The organism is Rhodoferax sp. (genome assembly GCF_010365055.1).
Taxonomy (GTDB): Bacteria; Pseudomonadota; Gammaproteobacteria; order Burkholderiales; family Burkholderiaceae_C; genus Rhodoferax.
Window position 1 is genome coordinate 1 of sequence record NZ_JAAFHA010000066.1, and the last position, 22,110, is coordinate 22,110.

The window sequence follows — 22,110 nt, forward strand, 5'->3', positions numbered from 1 at the left end:
GCGGGCGCACGCCGCGCCAGATCAAAAAGGCCTCGGCCGCTTGGCTTACCAGCATGCCCAGGCCGTCACGGCCCAGCGCGCCGTGTTCACGCGCCCAGGTCAAAAAGCCCTGCGCGGGGGGGCCGTACATCATGTCGTAAGCGAGGGCGCCGGGTTTGAGGGTGCTGCCAGGTACCGGCACCGCGGCGCCGCCCAGGCTGCTGGTGCTGGCGTTGATGACCACGTCAAATTTGCCCTCAAGCCCTTGCAGGCCGTGCGCGAGCAGCTCTGTATTTTGTAGCGCAGCCAACGCCGAATGACGTTGGACCAGCGCGTCGGCTTTGTCAAGCGTGCGGTTCGCCACGGTGATGCTGGCCGGGTGCGCCAGGATCAGGGGCCCGAGCACGCCCGCCGCGGCACCCCCAGCACCGATCAGGAGCACACGGCGGCCCTGCAGGTCCAGCTCGGCGCCCTGTTGGATGTCGTCGACCAGCCCGGCGCCATCGGTGTTGTCTGCCAGGATTTCACCCGCACTGAAGCTCAGGGTATTGGCCGCCTGCGCCAATAGAGCGCGTTCGCTGGTCTGGGTGGCCAGCGCGGCGGCTTCAAACTTGAACGGTACCGTGACGTTGCAGCCGCGCCCGCCCTCGGCGATGAAAGTCTTCACCGCCTGCGCAAAGCCGCCCAGTTCAATGTGGCGCTTGCCGTAGTGCAGGGCTTGGCCGGTCAGTTCGGCAAAACGGGCATGAATCCAGGGTGAGCGGCTGTGGGCGATCGGGTTGCCCATGACGCAGTAAAGATCGGGCGACATCGTTGACTTGTTTGACCTGTGGAGTGAGTTGATTGGGATTTATTGGGACGTGAGCCGCGTTTCCAGCGTTTCTTCGCGCGTGAACTTGAAGGCTGAGATCACCACGATCTGGTCGGCTCGGCGCCGCATGGCGGCAGAAAATGGGCCAAACGGTGCCGCACTGCGGGTAATGGCTTCGGCGCGCCGGTCCAGCGTGCGGTTGCCCGAGCTTTGCTCGATCCGGGTGGTCAGAATCTGCCCGTCAAAGTTCACGGTGACCGACATCACCAGCTCGCCATACAGCTTCTTGCCCGCCAGTTCGGGGAAGTTCTGCGTGCCCTTGTCTTCGATGGCGCGGCGCAGGTGGTCGTAATAGATGGCGTACACCGCCTCGCGCGTGGCTGGGCTGATGTAGCGTTTTTTGGGGCGGGCATTTTCCTGGTTGATACGCCGCTCAATCTCGGCCAGCAGCTTGATCAGCTGGCGGCGTTTCTGTTCGCGCTCGGCGCGCTCGGGCGAGGTGCTGGCCTGGCGCGGATCAGCGGGTGGCAGGGCCGCCAGCAAGTGCTTGACCTGGGCCAGCAGCAGCGTTTGTTGTTCCTGCAGGTCCTGTACCTGGCGCTGCGCTTGTTCTTCGGCGTCGTCCCCCAGTTCGGAGATCAGCGCCGGTGGCAGCGGGCTGGTGGCGCGGCCGCGCTCGGCGTCGCCGCCACCGGCCATGTTGGCTTGGGCAATCGCGCGTGCCTTCTCGGGGCGCTCCTGGGTATGGGAATTCACCAAAATGACTTCCAACGGCGTGTCCTCGAACACGCGGTTGAAGGCCTCCGGGTCCACAAAGCGCACCGTCAAGAGCGCCGCGTGGACGGCAATTGAGGCGCCAAGCGCCAGTTGCAGCGGGCTGAAGGCGGACAGCTTCACGGGGCAGGGTGGTCGGCGGCGGTTGGGGCCGGGTTGCTGCCGTTTTCAAGGTTGTCGGCGGCCGGCTCGCTCAGGTCAACGGCAATCGCGATCGGGCCGGCCACCAGGCTGTCATCGTCTTCGTAACCCGCTTCGTCGCCCTCGGCAGGCACTGCGCCGGCCTCGGCCGCCACATCGATCCGCTCGATCACCGTGCCATGAATGTCCAGCGACACCTCGTCGATATCGCCGAGCTTGACGCGCACGCGGGCGCCACGCGGCAAGCCCTGCGCACCCATGACCGGCAGCACCAGCGGCAGCTCGTCGGCGCGCACCAGGTTGTCCTTGAACAGCGTGGCCTCAATCTCGGTGATGCCCTGTTGCTGCACGTATTTCAGCGTCCAGAAACGCTCAATGGCGCGCTGATAATCGTTGTAGGCGAAGTAAGCGGCATCAAAGCTGGAAATGATCGAGAACAGCTCGGCATCTTTGGGCTTGAACGGCGCCACCAGCGCGGCGGTCTTGCCGTGACGCGCGCAGGCAATGATTTGCCACTGGTTCACCAGGTCGGTGTAACGGCGTAGCGGCGAGCTGCTCCAAGCGTAGCTTTTGACACCCAGGCCGGCATGCGGCAGGGCGCGCGTGCCCATGCGCACCTTCACACCCGGCAGCATCGAGGCCTGGCTGCGGTAAATGCCGGGAACCCCCAGCTCGGCCATCCAGCTGCCCCAGGTGCTGTTGGCCAGAATCATGGCCTCGGAGACGATCAAATCCAGCGGCGCGCCGCGCTGGCGCGTGCTGATCTGAACCTCTTCGTTGCCGGTGGGCTCAGCACCGTCATTTCCGAAGTAGGTTGCCCCCACGCTCGCCACTGCGTGTGCTTCGCTGCCCCCCGAGGGGGCTTGATCGCCTTGGGGCGGCCCGGCGGCGATCAGCTTGAAGTTGTAATCGGGCCGGTTGAAGTTCTCGGGTTTGCCGCGCACCACTTCGCGTTTGGCTTTCAGGTCATTCGCCAGACGGTATAAAAATGAGAGCTGCTCACGCTTATTCTGTAAGGGCTGGGGGTCGATTTGATGTAAAAAATCAGGGTTTTCCAGCCACTCGGTGGTGACGATGGCATCTAACTGGTCATGCCGCAGGTTGGCGCCAATGTGCACCCGCTCCAGCTGGGTCTCGGTGCTCTTGATCTCCAGCGTGGCTTCGTCCAGCGTGACATACAGCGACACCGCCGGGCAGTCGCGCCCCTCCGTCAAGGTGTAGTTCTGCACCACCTCGTCGGGCAGCATGGTGATCTTGTGGCCCGGCATGTAGACGGTGGACAGGCGGTTGCGGCCCAGTTGGTCAATAGCGCTGCCGGGCTGGAATGCCAGGCCGGGCGCCGCAATGTGGATGCCCAGGCGCACGGTGCCGCTGCCCAGGCCCTGCACCGACAGCGCATCGTCAATCTCGGTGGTGGCCGAGTCATCAATGGAGAACGCGCGCGCCGTAGACAGGGGTAATTCGTCCTTGATGAGCGGGGCGTCGACCTTGGCAAAGCCCGTGCCCTTGGGGAAGTTCTCCAGCAGGAAGCGCTTCCAGTGGAACTGGTAGGGTGAATCAATGGCGCCGGCTTTGATCAAGAGCTCCAGCGGCCCCAGATGGGTGGCGCGCGAGGCCTCGACCACGGCCTTGTACTCGGGTGCGTTCTTGTCGGGCTTGAACAGGATTTTGTAGAGCTGGTCGCGGATCGGTTGCGGGCACAGTCCCTGGCTCAACTCGGCCACCCACTGCTCGGTCTGCTGCGCGATCAGCTTCTTCTTCTCGATCCCTGCCAGCGCCAGCGCGATGATGTCGGCTGGCGCCTTGCGAAAGCGCCCCTTGCCGGCGCGGCGAAAGTAATGCGGCGCCTCGAACAGGCGCACCAGCATGCCGGCTTGTTCGCTTAAGGTGGCTTGCAGTGAAAAATAGTCGCGCGCCAGGTCGGCAAAACCGAATTCTTCGTCCGGCGCGAACTCCCAGGCCATCTCCAGTTCGATCGTCTGGCTCAGCGCCTGCGCCTCCAGCACAAACTGCGCCGGCGTCGGTTTCTCGAATTTGATCAAGAAGTTGGCGGCTTTTACCTTGACCCGCTTGCCGCTGTCCAATTCCACCTGCGCAGAGGTCTCTGCCTCAGACAGCACCCGACCGGCCATAAATTTTCCGGCTTCTTCAAAGAGTAAAAACATAGGCGGCATTGTCCCAGCAAAACAGGGAGTCGCTGTGGCGACCCCGTTCTTCGGCTCACTGGAGGCCCAAGAATTCCATCATCGGCGGCAGCTGCAGGTCAAAGTCCGTGATGCCGTGGTCGCTGCCTTCCAGCAGGCGGAGCTGGGCGCCCGCGTAGCGGCCATGGGACTCGCGCCAGTCCAGCAGTTCATCGCCCTTGGCAATGATGGCCAGATAGCGTTCGGGTCGCGTCAGTGGCCCGCAGGTCAAGTCGCGCAACTCCTGCACAAACTCAGGCTTGAAGAAGAAGCGCTCCTGGGGGTCCTGCCAGCAGGTTTGCTCGCCAATGTATTTTTCCAGGTCCCGTGCCGGGTTCACCGCCGGGTTCAGCAGTACCGCCTGGCAGCCCGATTGTTCGGCGAGCCAAGTGGCATAGAAGCCCCCCAGCGAGGAGCCGACCACCGCCATCGACGCGCGCGGCCAGTCTTTGCTGCCCTGCAGCAACAGCGTCACCGCTTCGCGCGGTGAGGGCGGCAACTGCGGGCACCACCAGTGCACAGCGGGGTGCTGCGTGGCCATGTGCTGCGCCAGCAGGCGCGCCTTGGCCGATTGCGGCGAGGAGCGAAAACCGTGCAGGTAGAGCAGGTGGGTGGTGGGTGTGGGCTGGGGCGTGGGCTGGGGCGTGGGCATGAACCGGATGATAGGGGCGAAAAAAAGCCCCGCGGGGGCGGGGCATTTTGGCGAATCAGCGAATCAGCGAATCAATGTCAAGGTGTCGCGCTGAAGTCGTTCAGCACGGTCATCATGTTGCGCCAATAGGCATCCGTCGTCTCGACGCGGATTTCACGCCTTTTGACGCCGCTGATCGCGCCAAGACTGAGTGTCGTCGAGATACTGCCTGCTGCAGTAGCGTTGACATCTGTATCTACGCTGTTGACAGAGTCCGCGGAGTCAGTCAGCCCCAGGTACACCCAAGCACCCGAAAGGTTGATGCCGGTGGCGGCGATGGTCAGGTCACCCCCGTTGTAGGTGCTCAGAGCAGTGGCCGTCGGCGCGGTGATGGTGGGGAAAGCCGCGGCTTGAGCTTCGGCCAGTGTCAGCGGACGACGCGTGATGCGGTCCTTGTACACAAGTGCCTCGCCGTTGACCAGTGTGGGCGCATCGGCGCTGTCAAATGCCGTGAGAGTGTAGACGGCGTCGTCGGGAATGGCTGCGATGGCGCTGTCCGTCAAGCCAGCATTCGCATTGCCAGTGCAGTTGGACGCCAGCACGTAGTAGCGCCCCGTTTGACTGCTCACATTCTTGATGGTGAAGTGGTCGCCAATGGCCGAGCGAACGTACTTCAGGCCTGGCGCGGGGAGTCCCGGCCCGGTCACCATCATGTACTTGATTCCGGAGCCGTTGTTGCCGGTGTTGGGGTCCTCGAAGCCGAACTCCAGCCCGGTACTGACGCAGCCTGAAAGTGCGTCCTTGACGATGTGTGCATGACTGTAGGTGTCCAGCCGCCGGTTGTCGCCGCGCAGACGCCATGCACCATCCGCACCCTTGGCGATTTGAATGTTTTTGACGTGGTCGATGGCGATGCCATCCTTGTTTCTGACGGTGAACTCCACATAGGCCCTGGGATAGAGGTCCGCGGGCGCGCTCGCGGTGCTGGGGTAGTTCATCCGGCGGATCACCACATCGGTGAAGCTGACCCCCACCAGAAAATTGTCGGCCGCAATCTGGTTACTGAACTGGGTAGCGTTTTGGTCGGCGTTGCGGAACGGAAGGTCGGACGTGTCATGCATCAATGGGAGCAGCTCGCCAGGGGCAGGCAGTCCGCTGGCGAACTTGGCTGAGAAGTCGCTCAGTGCCTTGCGAATCAGGGTGAGGTCATCAGCGGCCGTGTTCATCCCCTCGCCCACCATCGGTGTGGCGGCGGTTTCGGCTGCGGCCTTGGTTTTCAGGTTGTCGGTGATTTGTTGCTGCGTGACCAGATTGGTAATTGTCGCCACGTCGGTGGCCGGATCCACGCTGACGCTGATCACATCCAGTGCCTTGTCCAACGCGCTGGACAGCGGGGTAAAACCGGTGCGCAGCAGGTCAATGCTGGAATCAACGCCCATCGCTGTCAGCACAGGCAAGAGCTTGGCCTTCAGGCTTGCGGTTTCCGCATCCAGTTCCGCCTTTGTCATGCCGCTGAAGTTGCCGCCGTTGAAATAGTTTTCCGCCAGTTCGCCGGCAATGTTGGCGACGATCAGATCTGTCAGCGGCGTGATGTTGATGGTGCCGTTGGCGTCGGCTGCGCTGGCTGCCGAGTGAATGATGTAATTGCGCCCGCCCACGTTGCCTTCAGCCCGGAACAGGAAGGGGGCCGTCAGCCCGGTGACGTCCACCGAATAGGCGCCGTTGGCCACAATGGGAGTGGTTCGCGACACGCCCTTGGCGTCTTTGACCGTGACGCTGCCAACCAGCGGCAGGCCTGCTGCGGCGGTGCCAGAAATGGTTGTATTTTCTGTATTTGTGACGATCTCTGGAGCGGCGTCTCCGCCGCCGCAGCCATAAATTGTCAAGATGCCCGCGCTGGCGAGGCCAAGCACCAGTCGTTTGAGTGTGATTTTCATAAAAACCTCTTGAAGTGTTTGGAAAGCATGCGAGCCAGAAACCCAGTACGGCAGAAATTGACTTGCGTCATGAGTGTTGCCGGGCTGGTGAAATGGCGCCATCCCATGGATATGGGATGAGTCGATATGGCCAACTCCGACGGCGACGGCTATGCTCACCACAGAATCAAATACAAATACGGCGGGGCAATGCAAGTGTGGCGAGTACTGGTGGTTGAGGACGATCCGCAGATGCGGGAATTTTTCGCGGCCAGCGTGTCACGCTGCGCCGAGCTGGCGCTGGCCGCCAGTTGCGGCACCGTGGCCGAGGCGACCGCCTGGCTGGATGACGACAGCAACACGCTGGATGTGTTGTTGACCGACCTGGGTCTGCCAGATGGCAGCGGCCTGGCGGTGATCCGCCACGCCAAACGGCTGCATCCGCATTGCGAGCCGTTGGTGATTTCGATGTTCGGCGATGAAGACAACGTGCTGGCCAGTATTGAGGCCGGTGCTCTGGGCTACATCCACAAGGATTCGACGCCCGAGGACATCGCCCAAACCATTTTGGACATGCGCGCGGGCGCTTCGCCGATTTCGCCCATGATCGCCCGGCGGGTGCTGTCAAAGTATCTCTTTTATAAGGAAAATTGGGCTCTAGCCCCCGTATCTACTGCACAGTCCGCTATGAAAAATAAAGCGCTTGGTGCGACTGAGGGCGCTGCGTCGCGCGGCTTGCTGTCGCCACGCGAGCAGGATGTGCTGGGCTTGATCGCGCGCGGATTTTCCTACGCCGAGATTGCGCGCTTGCAGGCCCTGAGCGTGCACACGGTGCAGACGCATATCAAGAACCTCTACGGGAAGCTCTCCGTGCACTCCAAAAACGAAGCGGTGTTTGAGGCCACGCGCATGGGGCTGTTGTCGTCGCCGGGGTGAAGCGGCCGGTGCAAGGCCCGCTCAGGCAAGTCTTGAACGAGGCGCGCTCGCCGCGTCCACCAGGGCCTCGCTAAGATGCGCCGATCCATGACCATTCGGCGCGCTCTGCGGTGTTTGCTTTGCTGGGCTTTCGGGCTGGGGCTGGCGTGCGCCGCGGCGCAGGCGCCAGCGCAGACACCCGCCCCAACGCTGGATCTGCGCGCAGCACACGCGAGCGTCACGGTCAACGGCCAGACGCGGCAGCGAGCGGTCAGCCTGCCCTACCACTGGGACCGCCAACACCCGGGTCTGGCCGGTGTTGCGACCTTTGAGCTGCCGTTCGAGCTGTTGACGGTGCCGACCGAGCCCTATGCTTTGTATCTGCCGCGGCTGGGAAATGTTTATGAAATCTGGCTGAACGGCACGCTACTGCAGGCCAAGGGTGATTTGCCCCATGGCAACGGTGCGGATTACGCCAAGGCCCCCCGCTTGATCGAGATTGTCCCCAGCCTGCTGCGCACGCATAACGTCTTTCGCGTCCATATCCGCGCTGACGTGGGTCGCCGCGGCGGACTTGCGCCCTTGACCTTGGGCCCGCGGGCGCAGGTGCAGGCACTCTATCAACATGACTACGACTGGCGTATCACCGGTTCGCTGGCCGTGGTGATCTTCAGTCTGTTGATCGGGGTGGTGGCACTGGCGCTGTGGGCCACGCAGGTGGACGTCAGTGCGTCCGGGTGGCTCAAGCGCGATCCCCTGTATCTGTTTGCCGCCCTGGCTGAGCTGTCATGGACGCTCAGAATCGGCGATACCCTGGTGGCGCACTCACCCATTGCCTGGCCCTGGTGGGGCATCGTCGGGCTTTTGGCGGCAACGGTGTGGGTGAGCAGCATGATGCTGTTTTGCGTTGAAGTCGCCGGCTGGGGCCGGCTGACGGCCGCGATCTGGTTGCGCCGCTGGTTCGGCCTGCTGCTGGCGGCGAGCGTTGCCGCTGGCGCGGCGGCTCTTGTGGGCGGTTTCCCCCTGGCGATGACGCTTTTGTATGCGGCCCTGGGGCTGACCGCGCTGATTTTTTCGTCCCTGTTTATCTGGCAGGCGGCGCGCGGTGCGTCCTTGGCGCATCGGTTGGTGGCGCTTGTCTTGCTTTGGAATACGCTGGTGGGCTTGCGTGACCTGTACGTGTTTCGGATCAGTCAGGGCTATGGCGGCAATACGCTGATGCGTTACAGCTCGGTGCTGTTTGGGGTGACGCTGGGCTGCATTGTCATCATGCGGTTTCGCGCAGCCAGTGCGCAGGCGCGTGACCTCAACGCCAACCTGCTGGCGCGTGTGGCGCACAAGGAGCAAGAGCTGGCGCAGAGCTACCAGCGCCTGGAGCAGCTCGCGCGCGAGCAGGAGCGCGGCGCCGAGCGCAGCCGCATCCTGCGCGACATGCACGATGGCGTGGGCTCGCACATCAGCACCGCCATCCGGCAGATGGCGTCCGGCCGGGCGAGTTCGGGGGAGGTGCTGCACACCCTGCGCGATGCGCTGGACCAGCTCAAACTGTCAATTGACGCCATGAATTTGCCGCCCGGCGACATCAATGCCTTGCTGGCCAATACGCGCTATCGGCTGGAGCCACGCTTTCTGGCCTGCAACATTTCATGGCTGTGGAATGTCGAGTTATTGGAAACGGTCATCCGACTCGATGCCAGCGCCATGCGGCAACTTCAATTCATGTTGTTTGAGGCGCTGTCCAACGTGCTGCAACATGCGCAGGCCAGTGTTCTGCAAATCGCGGCATCTCCTTTGAGTGCCGCGGGCAACGGGGTGCGACTTCAGATTATTGACAACGGACGAGGTTTTGATGTCTCGCGAGCCAAGAGCAGGGGCTTGTTGTCAATGCAGGAGCGGGCACACGCCATTGACGCCGCTTTGAAACTAACTAGCGCTCCCGGGAGAACCGTGCTGGAGATCACGATCGAATAGTCCAACCCTTCGCCTCTGTCCGTCGCATTTGAAACACCGCTCCTGTGGACGAGCCTCAAGGCGCTGGTGCCAGAGAAGCGCAAGCCAGTGGTGACCTGATCTGGACATCCAACGCCAAGTTTGATGACAACTTGTTGTTGCGACAGCCGAGGTGGGGTGGCTACAAGGGGATACTTATTCCGGCGCTCAAGCCATAGGCGTTGGCTGTGTCCGCGTTCGAACCGTTCATGCGCAAGTCAAGGTAAAACCATGAGTGCTCAAGTGCGAGTCCGACTGTGCTGAACCGGAAATCGAAATCTGCCTTCACGCCCCACTGTGGGTTAATGCGGTAACTCAGTCCGGCTTGTGGCAACCAGTAGCCCTGTGTATAGCTGGCCGCGCCTTGCAACTCAAAACTGCCGATAGGGTAGTTGGCCGCCAGCAATAGTTTTGGTTCAAGGGTTTGGCTTAGATTCTGGTAACTGCTGGTTCTTGTTGCCATTGGATTGAACTGGACGTAGCCGTTGGCGTCGTAATATTTATTTGCGTTGCTGTAGTTTGTGACGTTGTTGGGCAAGTCTTTCCAGTTCAGCCGCCCCGCCAGATCGGCCACTGCCAGCTCAAAACTCGCCCCGCTGGCTTGATGGCGCAGCACGACGCCTGCATCCACCGCATAGCCGTCACCTGAAGGCGCCGCCGGCCGCCCGGACGGCGCGTTAAATTGGGCGAAGTCGGTCACGTTCAAGTCGCTACTGCTGCTGTCCCGACTCGCGTTGGCATTGAAATCCTTGGTATTGAGCGTCACGACTTGGCCTGCGCCGGTCTCCAGTTTGACGCGTTTGCCACGCAGGTAAGACAGCCCCAGCCCCCCATCCAGCTGCCACTGGTTTCCCAACTGGCGCTGAAAACTCTTGCTGACGTGTACGCCCGCCGCCTCGAAGCCCTTGATCTGGTAATCGAGCGCATAGGTCCGCCCAGTAGCGTAGCCACTGCGGGTGCTGTACTGCTGTACCAGGTCGGAGGTATCCCGGTTGGCTTGCACCAGGGCTTCAGCGCGGTACAGCGCGCCAACTCGGTAGCCCGCCCATTGCACGCCAGCCTCGGCGCGGGCGGCCAGCAAGCCGATATTGGTGCCGGTGCGCGGCGAGTAGGTGCCCTGCCAGTCGCCACCATACTGGCGCATCGCCACTTGGTCGTTGCCCTCGAAGGCCTCGACGGTGGCAAAGGCTTGACGCTGCTGGCCGTTCTTTGCCGGGTTATCTATCGCCAGTAAACCCTCCGCGCTGCCGAGCAAGGGAGACAAAGCGCAGAGCAAGCCCAGTAGACTGATATTTTTCATTTTGACCATCATTCAACACTCAAAAAAAATCCGGCGGTGATGCACCGCCGGATTTAGCGAAACAGAAAGCTAACCGATCAATTCAGTGATTCACTCACACCGTCGGTGTAGTTGACCATGCCATTGCCTATGGTTGCCAGCGTGGCACCAGACTTGGTCACCGTCCCCGCGCTTTGGCTGTTGAGCACCACCTGAACACCGTCCTGATTGCTCAGGGTCAGGGTGTTGCCAGTCGCGCTCGTGGCACCAGAGCCCGTGATCTTGACGGTGCCGTAGCTGTAATCGACGGTGATATTCGATGTCGCAATACCCGTTTTGACAGCCGCCACCACCAGTTTCAGCGCGGGCCGGCTAGGCGCTTGCACCGTGCCGGTGAAGGTCACCGTGGCCTTCTGGTAGTTGGTGCCGGACTGGGGTTGTGTGGAATGGTACAGCTTGTAATCAGCCACTGCCGCTTCCAGTTTGCCGGTCAGCATTTCCCCGGCGCCGCCGGTGGAGGTGTCGCTGATGCTGCCATTGAACACAATGCTGGTCGGCGAGTAATCAAACCCGTCGGCATTGTTGGAGAACGCGCCAACATCGAGCGTGCCGGTGAATTTGGTCGCAGTCGTCTTGGCCGTACCGACCAGCTTGACTGCGAGCACTTTGGTGCCACCCGTAGCCGAAGCGGTTTCATCCGAGTCGAAATAACTGCCGTTGTCCAGCGACAGCGTCACAACCTTGCTGGCGTCTGCCAGGTTGGTCGTGGCGACCGAACCCGACAGCGCATAGCGGAAGTTATTGGCCGCGGTCAGTGCGCTACGCGCAGCAGAAATGGCAATCGTGTCCACGCCGGTAGACAGCGTGTTGCTGGCATTGGTGGCCGACGGTGGCAGGGTGCCATTGATGGTGAGCCCGGTCATGGTGGTGCCGCTGACGGTTTTGGTCAGGGTGCCGTTGCCTGCGGGTACAGACGCCAAGGTTGGCGTACCCAGTGCAGCGATTCCACCATAGGCATTTTCGGCTACAGATCGGTTGTACCGGGTGGCTGTGTAGTTGTATTGGTTACTGGCTGTGCCCGTCAGTTCATAAACAATATACTTAAATTTGGGGTTCGTTGGGTCGGACCTATCCGCGGAATCCTGTCCGAAGTGGGAACAAGTTACTTTGCTGGCCACGCCCGTGGCCGAGTCCGTCCGGCAGTAATCAAAAGAGCCGTAGCCATACCAGGCAGCGTCTGGAGAGCCGCTTTGGCGAACCAAGGCGGAGCCATCGGTCGTTGGCATCAGGCCGAACGTATTGTTGCTTGTGTACGCCTTGCCATCCTCAAACATAGCCATGGCCATGGCCAGCGTGCCAACACGACTGGCCACCTTGGCGAGTTCTGGTGCTACGTTGGCGTTCAGGTCGGCATTCATGCGCGTGGCCTGGGTGTCCAAAAAGCCGGTGCTGCCGTTGGAAAACGAGTTCAGCGTGGTGCGCAGCTCGGCAAACATCGCTTTGGCGAGGCCCAGATCGGACAGGTAGCTCGCTGTTATCGTTGAAACATTGGGATTGGGAACGAGAGGTGCTACCGTCGTAGCCGTGGCCAAGTCAGCCGCCGCTGCCGTGTAGTTGCTGATCAATGCTGCGTTGGTCGGGGCATTGGCAATGGCGGTCGTTGGAGCAGTACTTGTGCTGTCTAACCCATCAAGCTGGTCGTCCTTCAGATCCCTGGCCAGCGCATCAGCCACATCCACTGCGGTACTTGTGCCGGTTGCGATCTTGGCCAAGGCTGCTAGTACCAAGGCATATTTATCGCCTACTGTTGCCACGTCCAGTGTTTTGCCGGTGGCTATATCTACCAGAGTCGGCGCATCCAGAATGCTGCTGGTACCCATGCCAAGGGCTGATCCAACTTTCGCATTGGCATCATTGATATTGATGACCGTTGCAACCGCAATCCCGCCAGTAGCCGCTTCCAGCTTGACTACGGCCGCATTGGTCAATGCAGTGACGCCGACAACTGCTTGAGCCGCAGGTGCAACGGCACGCAGCGTTTTGCCGGCGCCAAAAGTCGCCAAAGCCTTTGTTCCTTCGTCGTAATACTGCACATCAGCACCGCCCAGCACTTCGACCACGATGGGTCCGGCGTAGCCGGTAAAGGTGAGGATGGCTTTGCCATCGTCACCAATTGACCCACTCGCCAGCTGGGTGAGGTCGATCCTCTTGAGTTTGACCGAAGTTCCCTTGCTGAACTTGCCAAGCGACGGGGCCACGGTCATTGATGTGACGGTTGGTGGCGTATCGCCGCTACTACCGCCACCGCAGCCGTAAATTGTCAACATGCCGACGCTGGCAAGAGCCAGAGACAGACCTCTTATCGTTATTTTCATGAAAACCCTTGATTTGTTTAAGAAGCAGGCGAATCCGTAAATGTTGTTACTGTTTGTGACCTGCGCTGCAAATCATATCCGACACGGGAGGTGTGGCTTCTCGCCCAGGCGCAGTGCGCAGTGCGCGGGCGCGTGCCCGCGCAAGCCAACGCCGCCATACCCAGTCACGAGATAATCCGCCCATGGCAGATCAATTTGGAACAACTCACCCCTGGCGGCGCATCACGCCCTGGTTTCGCGGCTTTGATGGCCCGCTGGCGTTTGCCGTCTTTTTGCTGGTCGGCGCCGGCTTGCTGACGATGTATTCAGTCGGTTTCGACCAGGGCAGCCGCTTTGAAGACCATGGCCGCAACATGCTGCTGGCGGGCGCCATCATGTTTGTGGTGGCGCAGATTCCGCCGCAGCGGTTGATGGCGCTGGCGCTGCCGCTGTACCTGCTGGGGGTCGCCCTGCTGATTGCGGTCGCGGTTTTTGGCATCACCAAGAAGGGTGCGCAGCGCTGGCTGAACGTGGGCGTCGTCATCCAGCCCAGTGAAATCCTCAAAATTGCCGTGCCCTTGATGCTGGCCTGGTGGTTCCAGAAGCGCGAAGGGCAGTTGCGGCCCCCGGACTTTGCGGTGGCCTTGGTGCTGCTGGCCCTGCCGATGGCCTTGATCGTCAAACAGCCTGACCTGGGCACCGGCTTGCTGGTGCTGTCGGCCGGCATGTCGGTCATCTTTTTTGCCGGCTTGTCTTGGAGATGGATTGTGCCGCCGCTGCTGCTGGGCGTGCTGGGGGTGGGTCTTTTGGTGGGTTTCGAGCCCCAGTTGTGCGCCGACGGCATGCGTTGGCCAGTATTGCACGACTATCAGCAGCAGCGCATCTGCACGCTGCTGGACCCGTCGCGTGATCCGCTGGGCAAGGGCTTTCACATCATTCAAGGCATGATTGCCATTGGTTCGGGCGGCTTCTGGGGCAAAGGCTTCATGCAGGGCACGCAGACACATCTGGAGTTTATTCCCGAGCGCACCACCGACTTTATTTTTGCTTCATTTTCTGAAGAATTCGGACTGATCGGCAATTTTCTGCTGATTGTCGGCTTTGTGTTTTTGATCCTGCGCGGCCTGATGATCGCCCTGGAGGCACCGACGCTGTTTTCCAGGCTGCTGGCCGGCAGCATCACGCTGATCTTTTTTACCTACGCTTTCGTCAACATGGGCATGGTCAGCGGCATCTTGCCGGTGGTGGGCGTGCCGCTGCCCTTCATCAGCTACGGCGGCACCGCCATGGTGACGCTGGGTATGGCGCTGGGGATTTTGATGTCAATTGCCAAGTCCAAGCGGCTGGTGCAATCCTGATCCCTTGCGGGACAGACCGTGGCCCCAACCAAAAACCTTGCGGGATAGACCGCAGCTCGCGCGTTGTGGGCCAGCTCTGTCCCCAACTGATCGTCGGATGTTGGCTGTCCGCAAGCGCTGTCCTCAACTAACTAGAATCTGATCATGATTTCTCGCGAACCCACTCTCGAACGCTTAGCCATTGCCAAGTCCCTGCTGCTCACGCCCTTTGGGCTGGACGAATCCCACTTGGCCCGCGCCTTGAAAGAAATCAAGGCGCATCAAGTCGACGAGGCCGACCTGTATTTCCAGTACACGCGCTCTGAGGGCTGGAGCCTAGAGGAGGGCATTGTCAAGACCGGCTCCTTCAGTATCGACCAGGGCGTGGGTGTGCGCGCGGTCAGCGGCGAGAAGACAGCCTTTGCGTATTCGGACGATATCTCCGAGGCGTCGTTGCTGGATGCGGCCCGTACTGTGAGATCAATTTCGGCTCTAGCCCAGAAGGGGCGGGCGCGAGTGGCTACTAAAAAGATAGCTCTTGGGCGTTCCTTGTACCCCGGCCTGGACCCGATCACCACGCTCGACAGCGCGGCCAAGGTCAAGTTGCTGGAGCGCGTCGAGCAACTGGCCCGTGCCAAGGACCCGCGCGTGGCGCAGGTCATGGCCGGCGTGGCGAGCGAATACGACGTGGTGCTGGTCGCTCGTGCCGACGGCACGCTGGCGGCCGATGTGCGCCCCCTGGTGCGATTGTCGGTGACGGTAATTGCCGAGCAGGGCGTCGGCAGCAAGAAGCGTCGTGAAATGGGATCGGCCGGTGGCGGTGGGCGCTTCGGGCTGGCTTATTTTGACGAGGCGCAGATCACGCAATACGTGGATGAGGCAGTCAAGGCCGCGCTGGTCAACCTGGAAGCCCGCCCGGCGCCGGCCGGTGAGATGACCGTGGTGCTTGGCCCGGGTTGGCCTGGCATCTTGTTGCACGAGGCGATTGGCCACGGGTTGGAGGGCGATTTCAACCGCAAGGGTTCCAGCGCCTTCAGTGGTCGGGTTGGCCAGCGGGTGGCCGCCAAAGGCGTGACGGTGTTGGATGACGGCACCATCGCCGATCGCCGCGGTTCGCTCAATGTCGATGATGAAGGCAACACCAGCGCGCGCAACGTGCTGATTGAAGATGGCATTCTCAAGGGTTATATCCAGGACGCGATGAACGCGCGTTTGATGGGGGTGGCCCCGACCGGCAACGGCCGGCGCGAGAGCTACGCCCATGTGCCGATCCCGCGCATGACCAATACCTACATGCTCGCCGGCGACAAGTCCCCTGATGAGATTGTGGCCAGCATCAAGAAGGGTCTGTACGCCACCAATTTTGGCGGCGGCCAGGTCGACATTACCTCGGGCAAGTTTGTGTTCTCAGCCAGCGAAGCGTATTGGGTGGAAAACGGCAAGATTCTGTACCCCGTCAAGGGCGCCACCATTGTCGGCAGCGGCCCGGATGCACTCAAGCGTGTCAGCATGATCGGCAACGACCTGAAGCTCGACAGCGGCGTTGGCACCTGCGGCAAAGAAGGCCAGAGCGTGCCGGTGGGCGTGGGGCAGCCGACCTTGCGCATTGATGGTCTCACCGTCGGCGGGACCGCCTGAAGAACCTGTGGGTGGCCAGCCTGTGCGCTGGTGGCTTGTACTGGTCTGCCATGAGCTATGCCCAGGGCCCTGGCGCACCCGCTGCCGGACTGAAACCGACCGCCACGACTTGGCGTGTGACCTCTGAAACGCTGGCTCTGCCGGGCGGCGAAAAAATGGGCATGGTCGGCGGCGACCTCATGGTTGATGTGAGTGACCGGCTGCGACTGGGGGTGGGCAGTTACGGCGCCGTGCGTGGCGACCGCGGCGGTTTCATCACGCTGGGCCTGGCGGGTGAGTTTCGCCAGCGGCTCAGTCCAAACTGGCTGGCTCACACCGGTTTGTTTGTTGGCGCCGGCGGCGGGCGTGGTGGCACCAGCGCCTTGACGGGTGGTGGTTTGATGCTGCGGGGCGACGCGGGTTTGACCTACGAAGTGCCAAACGTCGGTAATTTTGCCTTCGGCGTGAGCCATGTGCAGTTTCCGTCGGGTGTGATTCGCAGCACGCAGCCCTATCTGCGCTACGAATATCCGTTCTACAGTCTGTTGAGTCCGGGTTGGGACAACCCTTCCCGTCCCAGCACTGCCGATGCGGCCAGTGTGTCGTCCCGCCACAATGAATTTGCGCTGCTCGCCCGAGCTTACAAATTTCCAGCCGGCGCGCTGCGCGACGATGGCAAGCCACAACACAGCAGCATGCAGTTGGTCGGCGTGGAATGGCTGTCTTACCTGGACCCTCACTGGTTCATCAAGCTGGAGTCGGAAGGCGCCATGGGTGGCCAGAGCAGTGGCTACATGCAAATCCTGGCCGGCGCTGGCTACCGCATGCCGCTCTGGCGCGGCAGGGCGATCAAGCTGCATGTCGCGGGGGGCCCCGCTGGCGGCAGCGGTGCAGACACCGGGGGCGGTCTGCTGTTGGACGCGGGGGTTGCGCTGCAGCAAAACCTGAGCGAGCGGACCTCGCTGGAGTTCTCGCTTGGCGAAGTGCGTGCGCCCTCAAGCAGTTTCAGGGCGCAAAGCGCGGCCCTCAAGTTGAGCTACCAGTTTGGTTTGCCTGCGGTTTCTGCGCCGCCTGTCGCCTGGTCCGCTCTGGGTGGCTTTGACGCAGAAAACCTGCGCGTGCGAGTGGCAAACCAGACTTATTTCAAGGCGTCACCCCAGTGGCGCAACCGCTATGTCGATCAGGCGGTGAGCAACCTGGGTGTGCAGCTTGACTATTTTGTGTCGCCGCAGTGGTTTGTCACGGGTCAGGGGCTGGCCGCCTATGCCGGCGAGGCGGGGGCCTACATGACCGGGCAGGTGGGGGTCGGTGTGCAAGGGCAGTTGTCGCGGCGCTGGTTTGCCGAGGGCGAAGCCCTGGTGGGAGCGGCCGGCGGCGGCGGTCTCGCGGCCGGCGGCGGACTGGTGGGGCAAGTCAATGGTTCCATCGGCTACCGCTGGACAAAGCAAGTCTCGGTGCTGGCCACGGCCGGGCGCATTCAGGCCCTGCGTGGCGATCTCCAAGCCAACGTGGCGGGCTTGTCGGTGGCCTATCAATTCAACGGCTTCATTCAGAAATGAGCCGCTGCCTCGACTATGCTAAAGTGAAGCCATGAAATCGTTCTGTTTTTTCTTTGGCTACTTTTGGTTCTCAAGCGCCTGCGGCGGTAGAGAGTTCTGAACGTACCTGAATCAAACGTCCCGATCTTCCAAAAACCGCCGGCCACCCCGGCGGTTTTTTTATGACTTTTTTTTGATGAACTGAGGAAATGCCCATGAATGCCAAATCCATTGCGGCCAGCACCGATGCCTGGTATGCGAACGCTGTCGCCAACGCCACCGACCGCACCGGTCAAACCGACAACGAACGCATCAAGGACATCACCGTGTTACCGCCCCCCGAACATTTGATCCGGTTTTTCCCGATTCAGGGAACGGCCGTGGAGTCGCTGATCAGCAGCACCCGCCGGCGTATCCACAACATCATGGCGGGCAAGGATGACCGCTTGCTGGTAGTGATTGGCCCGTGTTCCATCCATAACCCGGCCGCCGCGCTGGACTATGCGCGCCAGTTGCAGGTGCAGCGCGAAAAATACGCGGATACGCTGGAAATTGTGATGCGCGTCTATTTTGAGAAGCCCCGTACCACCGTCGGCTGGAAAGGGCTGATCAACGACCCGTATCTGGATGAGACCTTCCGCATCGACGAAGGCCTGCGCATCGCGCGCCAGTTGCTGATCGAAATCAACCGCCTGGGCTTGCCGGCCGGCAGCGAGTTTTTGGATGTGATCTCGCCCCAGTACCTGGGCGATTTGATCTCCTGGGGCGCAATCGGCGCGCGTACCACTGAGAGCCAGGTGCACCGCGAACTGGCCTCGGGCCTGTCGGCGCCGATCGGCTTCAAGAACGGCACCGATGGCAACATCCGGATCGCCACCGACGCGATTCAGGCTGCCGCCGGGGCGCACCACTTCTTATCGGTGCACAAGAATGGCCAGGTGGCGATCGTGCAAACCAAAGGCAACAAGGATTGCCACGTGATTCTGCGCGGTGGCAAGGCCCCCAACTATGACGCCGCCAGCGTGGCTGCGGCGTGCAAAGACCTCGAAAAAGCCAAATTGCCGGCGACCTTGATGGTCGACTGCAGCCACGCCAACAGCAGCAAGCAGCATGAGAAGCAGCTTGAGGTGGCGCGCGACATTGCCTCGCAATTGGCCAGCGGGTCCACGAGCGTGTTTGGCGTGATGGTGGAAAGCCACTTGAACGCCGGCGCCCAGAAGTTCACGCCGGGCAAGGATGATTTATCCAAGCTGGAATACGGCAAGAGCATCACCGATGCCTGTCTGGGCTGGGACGACTCGGTCAAATTGCTGGACGTGTTGGCGGCGGCAGTCAAGGCGCGGCGGGCGGGGTAAGGGCGCATGGGGGCCGGACACAGGTGCGTCATTTACACTTGCGCCACGTCGCTGGCATCCCGCCAGCGCCATTTCAGCCTCTGGACAAACACCATGAACCGCTGCCTGACTCTAAGACCCCACCTCTTTCTTAAGAGGCTTTGCCTCGTACTGCTCAGTGCGTCTGCCCTGAGCGTCAACGTGGCCACGGCGCAAACCGGCGTGCGCCAGTTTCCCGCCAGCGCCCAGCGCGGCATGCTGGTGGTCAGCAACCCGCCCGAGGTGCTGATCAACGGCAAGGCGGCGCGGCTCTCACCGGGCGCGCGCATCAAGGGCGTCAATAACCTGCTGGTGCTCTCAAGCACCCTGGTGGGCCGCAGTGTGCTGGTCAACTACCGGCAGGACGCGCAGGGTCTGATTCACGAGGCCTGGATTCTGAGCCCCGAAGAAGCGGCACAAGAGCGCTCTGGCATGGAGACGGTGATCAACTTTGTCTTTGGCTCGGACGCTGACAAGCCCAAGACGGACGACGGCAAGACGCCGTTTGACCAGTTGCCCAAGTTTCCCCGGCAATAGCCCCGTTGGACGCGCGGCGCGCGGGCACCACGGCGTGCTTGCGATTTTCCCGATAATTTATAACAAATCAGGCTCTGGCCCCCTTCAATAGGGCGTGAGCAGCTATTTAATTGATATCAATTCAGTGAGTTCCCCCATGAGCAAAAAAGTCTTCATCAAAACCTATGGCTGCCAGATGAACGAGTACGACTCGGACAAGATGAGCGATGTACTCGGCGCGGCCGACGGCTACGAGCCGACCGACAACGTCGAAGAAGCCGACCTGATTTTGTTCAACACCTGCTCGGTGCGTGAAAAAGCGCAAGAAAAAGTGTTCTCCGACCTGGGTCGCGTCAAGCACCTGAAGAAAAAAGGGGCGCTGATTGGTGTCGGCGGCTGCGTCGCCAGCCAGGAAGGTGCCGCCATCATCGAGCGCGCGCCTTATGTCGATGTCGTGTTCGGCCCGCAAACCCTGCACCGCCTGCCGCAACTGCTGGCCGAGCGCGCGCGGCTGAATCGCTCGCAAGTGGACATCAGCTTTCCCGAGATTGAAAAGTTTGACCACCTGCCGCCCGCCCGCGTGGAAGGTGCCAGCGCGTTCGTGAGTATCATGGAAGGCTGCTCCAAATACTGCAGCTACTGCGTGGTGCCCTACACCCGCGGTGAGGAAGTGAGCCGCCCGTTTGAAGACGTGCTGGTGGAAGTGGCAGGTCTGGCGGATCAGGGCGTGAAAGAAATCACCCTGCTGGGGCAAAACGTCAACGCCTGGCGCGCACCGATGGGCGACACGTCTGAGGTGGCCGACTTTGCCACGCTGCTGGAATACGTGTCGGACATGCCCGGCATCGAGCGCATCCGTTATGTCACCAGCCACCCCAACGAGTTCACGCCCTCGCTGATTGCCGCTTACGACAAGCTGCCCAAGCTGGTCAGTCACCTGCACCTGCCGGTGCAGCATGGCTCGGACTGCATCCTGATGGCCATGAAGCGCGGTTACACCGCCATGGAATACAAAAGCACGGTGCGCAAGCTGCGCGCGATCCGCCCCGACATGGCCATGAGCAGCGATTTCATCGTCGGTTTTCCAGGGGAGACCGAAGACGATTTCAACAAGATGATGAAGCTGATCGACGACGTCGGTTTTGACAACAGCTTCAGCTTCATCTTCAGCCCGCGCCCCGGCACGCCAGCGGCCAATCTGCATGACGACACGCCGCATGAGGTCAAACTGCGCCGCTTGCAGCATTTGCAGACGGTCATCAATGACAGCATCAAGCGCATCAGCGAGAGCCGCTTGGGCACCGTGCAGCGCATTCTGGTGGAAGGCGCATCCAAGCGCGACGCCACCGAATTGATGGGGCGCACCGAGTGCAACCGGGTCGTTAATTTTGTCGGTCAGCCGCGCCTGGTCGGGCAGATGGTCGATGTGACTATTACCGAGACGCGCACCTTCACGCTGCGCGGCGACGTGGTGACACAAGACGCCGTGTTGCCGGCCTGATCGCTTGTCTGATGGGCCTGAGGGCCTGATCGTGCTGGCCGTTTTGCTGCTGGGCGCAGGCTGGCGCAAGCAGATTTCATCAGCGCTTTACCAGTCTTCCTTCACCGCCAGCACCGCGTCCTTGCCCGCGGCCGCGCGGCCGGCCAGCCAGGCGGTGACGGTGCCCGCCAGCACCACGGCCAAGCACAAGAGCAGCAGGCGGCCCCACGGCAGCATCAGTTCCATGGTCCAGTGAAAGCTTTGCGGGTTCACCACATGCACCAGCACCACCGACACCGCGAGGCCCAGGCCGAGCCCAGCGATCGCGCCCACGCTGGTCCAGGCGCTGCCCTCCAGCGCGACCAATTGCAGAATCTGGCGGCGCGTGAGCCCCAGGTGTGCCAGCAGGCCGAACTCCTTGCGCCGTGACAGCACCTGGGCGCTGAAGCTCGCAGCGACACCGAACAGGCCGATCGCTATCGCCACCGCCTGCAGCCAGTAGGTCACGGCAAAACTGCGGTCAAAAATGCGCAGCGAAGTCGCGCGAATCTGGCTGGCGGTACCAAATTCGAGCAACTCGCTGGCGTTGCTGCCGGCAGTGGCCTGATCAGTGGTGCCAAGCCCTTGGCCATGGGTCGCTGCAAGGCCTTGATCGGCCAGCGCCCGCACCGCCTGCTGCACCGCCTCGGCCTCGTCCGGCTTGTCGAGCCAGAGCGCCAGGTCGTTGGCGCGCCGGTCGCCGGTGAGACGCTCGAACACGCGCTGGTCGATGGCGATGGCGCCGCTCTGGCGCGCGTAGTCGCGCCACACGCCAGCTACAAAAAATGTAGCTGCTTGCGACCTGTCGGCGGGGGCTAGAGCCTTAAATGATGTAGAGAGTGGGGGGAAAACCGTGCCCGGTCGGGCGCCCTGCAGATCGACCATCGCCTCGCTCACATAGATGCCAATCTGCCCGGCTGGCACCGCCAAAGCCTCGCCCACCAGCGGCAGGCTGCGCGCGGGGTCCGCCAGGTCGCGCGCGATCAACGCCACCGGCGGCTGCGCCGGGTCCAGCTTGAGCGACACCAGGCGCTGCGTTTGCAGCTTCTGCACCCCTGCCAAGCGGCCCACGGCGCGCACAAACTCAGGCGTGAAGTACACGGTGTCGCTCGCGCTCAAGGTTCGGGCGCTGCGCACATACAGGTCAGCGGGCAGTATGCGGTCCAGCCACACTGTTACCGATTCCCGAAAGCTCGCCACCATCACCGTCAGCGCCACCGCCAGACTGAGCGAGGCCA

The 22,110-nt window shown here is 61.7% G+C and carries 16 protein-coding genes; 8 read left to right on the plus strand and 8 right to left on the minus strand.

Annotated features, from left to right (window positions below; translation table 11 throughout):
* The 5 genes from aroE to GZ093_RS14205 form a co-directional block, all read right to left on the minus strand.
* The coding region (gene aroE / locus GZ093_RS14185; protein WP_296486947.1) for a shikimate dehydrogenase at nucleotides 1-790 on the minus strand (790 nt) is incomplete at its 3' end.
* A gap of 39 nt (nucleotides 791-829) precedes the next feature.
* Entirely contained in the window at nucleotides 830-1,687 is an 858-nt protein-coding gene (locus GZ093_RS14190; RefSeq protein WP_296486949.1) for a TonB family protein, read from the minus strand.
* Entirely contained in the window at nucleotides 1,684-3,870 is a 2,187-nt protein-coding gene (locus tag GZ093_RS14195) for an RNB domain-containing ribonuclease (RefSeq protein WP_296486951.1), read from the minus strand. The genes GZ093_RS14190 and GZ093_RS14195 overlap by 4 nt, the downstream gene beginning before the upstream one ends.
* A 55-nt stretch (nucleotides 3,871-3,925) precedes the next feature.
* Nucleotides 3,926-4,540 (minus strand): YqiA/YcfP family alpha/beta fold hydrolase, encoded by a 615-nt coding sequence (locus GZ093_RS14200; RefSeq protein ID WP_296486952.1) that lies wholly within the window; start codon nucleotides 4,538-4,540, stop codon nucleotides 3,926-3,928.
* 77 nt (nucleotides 4,541-4,617) lie between these two features.
* Nucleotides 4,618-6,456 carry a hypothetical protein gene (locus GZ093_RS14205; protein WP_296486953.1) on the minus strand — a complete coding sequence of 613 codons (1,839 nt, stop codon included), beginning with the start codon at nucleotides 6,454-6,456 and terminating at the stop codon, nucleotides 4,618-4,620.
* A 189-nt stretch (nucleotides 6,457-6,645) separates the two neighbouring features.
* On the opposite strand from GZ093_RS14205, the gene GZ093_RS14210 reads away from it, so the two are divergent.
* Together GZ093_RS14210 and GZ093_RS14215 are read left to right on the plus strand one after the other, a co-directional pair.
* The gene (locus GZ093_RS14210; RefSeq protein ID WP_296486975.1) at nucleotides 6,646-7,371 is read left to right on the plus strand and encodes a response regulator transcription factor; all 726 of its coding nucleotides are present in this window, start codon (nucleotides 6,646-6,648) and stop codon (nucleotides 7,369-7,371) included.
* Between the two features lie 87 nt (nucleotides 7,372-7,458).
* A complete protein-coding gene (locus GZ093_RS14215; RefSeq protein WP_296486955.1) occupies nucleotides 7,459-9,321 on the plus strand; it encodes a histidine kinase in 1,863 nt (620 codons plus the stop codon).
* Between the two features lie 160 nt (nucleotides 9,322-9,481).
* On the opposite strand, the gene GZ093_RS14220 is transcribed toward GZ093_RS14215, so the two are convergent.
* The gene (locus tag GZ093_RS14220) at nucleotides 9,482-10,639 is read right to left on the minus strand and encodes a hypothetical protein (RefSeq protein ID WP_296486956.1); all 1,158 of its coding nucleotides are present in this window, start codon (nucleotides 10,637-10,639) and stop codon (nucleotides 9,482-9,484) included.
* Between the two features lie 77 nt (nucleotides 10,640-10,716).
* Nucleotides 10,717-12,993, minus strand: a complete 2,277-nt coding sequence (locus tag GZ093_RS14225) for a hypothetical protein (RefSeq protein ID WP_296486959.1) — start codon at nucleotides 12,991-12,993, stop codon at nucleotides 10,717-10,719.
* A gap of 182 nt (nucleotides 12,994-13,175) precedes the next feature.
* Between GZ093_RS14225 and rodA the strand changes: the two genes are divergently transcribed.
* The 6 genes from rodA (at nucleotide 13,176) to miaB (ending at nucleotide 20,854) form a co-directional block, all read left to right on the plus strand.
* Nucleotides 13,176-14,330, plus strand: coding sequence for a rod shape-determining protein RodA (gene rodA, locus GZ093_RS14230; RefSeq protein ID WP_296486960.1), 1,155 nt, complete (start codon nucleotides 13,176-13,178; stop codon nucleotides 14,328-14,330).
* 144 nt (nucleotides 14,331-14,474) lie between these two features.
* Nucleotides 14,475-15,947: a metalloprotease TldD gene (gene tldD / locus GZ093_RS14235; protein ID WP_296486962.1), complete on the plus strand. Its 1,473-nt coding sequence runs from the start codon at nucleotides 14,475-14,477 to the stop codon at nucleotides 15,945-15,947.
* A 50-nt stretch (nucleotides 15,948-15,997) separates the two neighbouring features.
* Nucleotides 15,998-17,485 (plus strand): hypothetical protein, encoded by a 1,488-nt coding sequence (locus GZ093_RS14240; protein WP_296486965.1) that lies wholly within the window; start codon nucleotides 15,998-16,000, stop codon nucleotides 17,483-17,485.
* Nucleotides 17,486-17,679: 194 nt separating this feature from the next.
* A complete protein-coding gene (locus tag GZ093_RS14245; protein ID WP_296486967.1) occupies nucleotides 17,680-18,819 on the plus strand; it encodes a 3-deoxy-7-phosphoheptulonate synthase in 1,140 nt (379 codons plus the stop codon).
* 180 nt (nucleotides 18,820-18,999) lie between these two features.
* Nucleotides 19,000-19,374 (plus strand): hypothetical protein, encoded by a 375-nt coding sequence (locus GZ093_RS14250; RefSeq protein ID WP_296486969.1) that lies wholly within the window; start codon nucleotides 19,000-19,002, stop codon nucleotides 19,372-19,374.
* Nucleotides 19,375-19,510: 136 nt separating this feature from the next.
* The gene (gene miaB, locus GZ093_RS14255; protein WP_296486971.1) at nucleotides 19,511-20,854 is read left to right on the plus strand and encodes a tRNA (N6-isopentenyl adenosine(37)-C2)-methylthiotransferase MiaB; all 1,344 of its coding nucleotides are present in this window, start codon (nucleotides 19,511-19,513) and stop codon (nucleotides 20,852-20,854) included.
* A gap of 87 nt (nucleotides 20,855-20,941) precedes the next feature.
* Here the strand turns inward: miaB and GZ093_RS14260 are convergent.
* Nucleotides 20,942-22,110 (minus strand): ABC transporter permease (locus GZ093_RS14260; RefSeq protein ID WP_296486973.1); only part of this gene is annotated, 1,169 nt, incomplete at its 5' end.

Excerpts from the sequence above, each read along its gene's own strand:
- GZ093_RS14195 (WP_296486951.1), bottom strand. The coding sequence starts at position 3,870 with ATGTTTTTACTCTTTGAAGAAGCCGGAAAATTTATGGCCGGTCGGGTG.
- GZ093_RS14200 (WP_296486952.1), bottom strand. The coding sequence starts at position 4,540 with ATGCCCACGCCCCAGCCCACGCCCCAGCCCACACCCACCACCCACCTG.
- GZ093_RS14205 (WP_296486953.1), bottom strand. The coding sequence starts at position 6,456 with ATGAAAATCACACTCAAACGACTGGTGCTTGGCCTCGCCAGCGCGGGC.
- GZ093_RS14210 (WP_296486975.1), top strand. The coding sequence starts at position 6,646 with ATGCAAGTGTGGCGAGTACTGGTGGTTGAGGACGATCCGCAGATGCGG.
- GZ093_RS14215 (WP_296486955.1), top strand. The coding sequence starts at position 7,459 with ATGACCATTCGGCGCGCTCTGCGGTGTTTGCTTTGCTGGGCTTTCGGG.
- GZ093_RS14220 (WP_296486956.1), bottom strand. The coding sequence starts at position 10,639 with ATGAAAAATATCAGTCTACTGGGCTTGCTCTGCGCTTTGTCTCCCTTG.
- GZ093_RS14225 (WP_296486959.1), bottom strand. The coding sequence starts at position 12,993 with ATGAAAATAACGATAAGAGGTCTGTCTCTGGCTCTTGCCAGCGTCGGC.
- rodA (WP_296486960.1), top strand. The coding sequence starts at position 13,176 with ATGGCAGATCAATTTGGAACAACTCACCCCTGGCGGCGCATCACGCCC.
- tldD (WP_296486962.1), top strand. The coding sequence starts at position 14,475 with ATGATTTCTCGCGAACCCACTCTCGAACGCTTAGCCATTGCCAAGTCC.
- GZ093_RS14240 (WP_296486965.1), top strand. The coding sequence starts at position 15,998 with ATGAGCTATGCCCAGGGCCCTGGCGCACCCGCTGCCGGACTGAAACCG.
- GZ093_RS14245 (WP_296486967.1), top strand. The coding sequence starts at position 17,680 with ATGAATGCCAAATCCATTGCGGCCAGCACCGATGCCTGGTATGCGAAC.
- miaB (WP_296486971.1), top strand. The coding sequence starts at position 19,511 with ATGAGCAAAAAAGTCTTCATCAAAACCTATGGCTGCCAGATGAACGAG.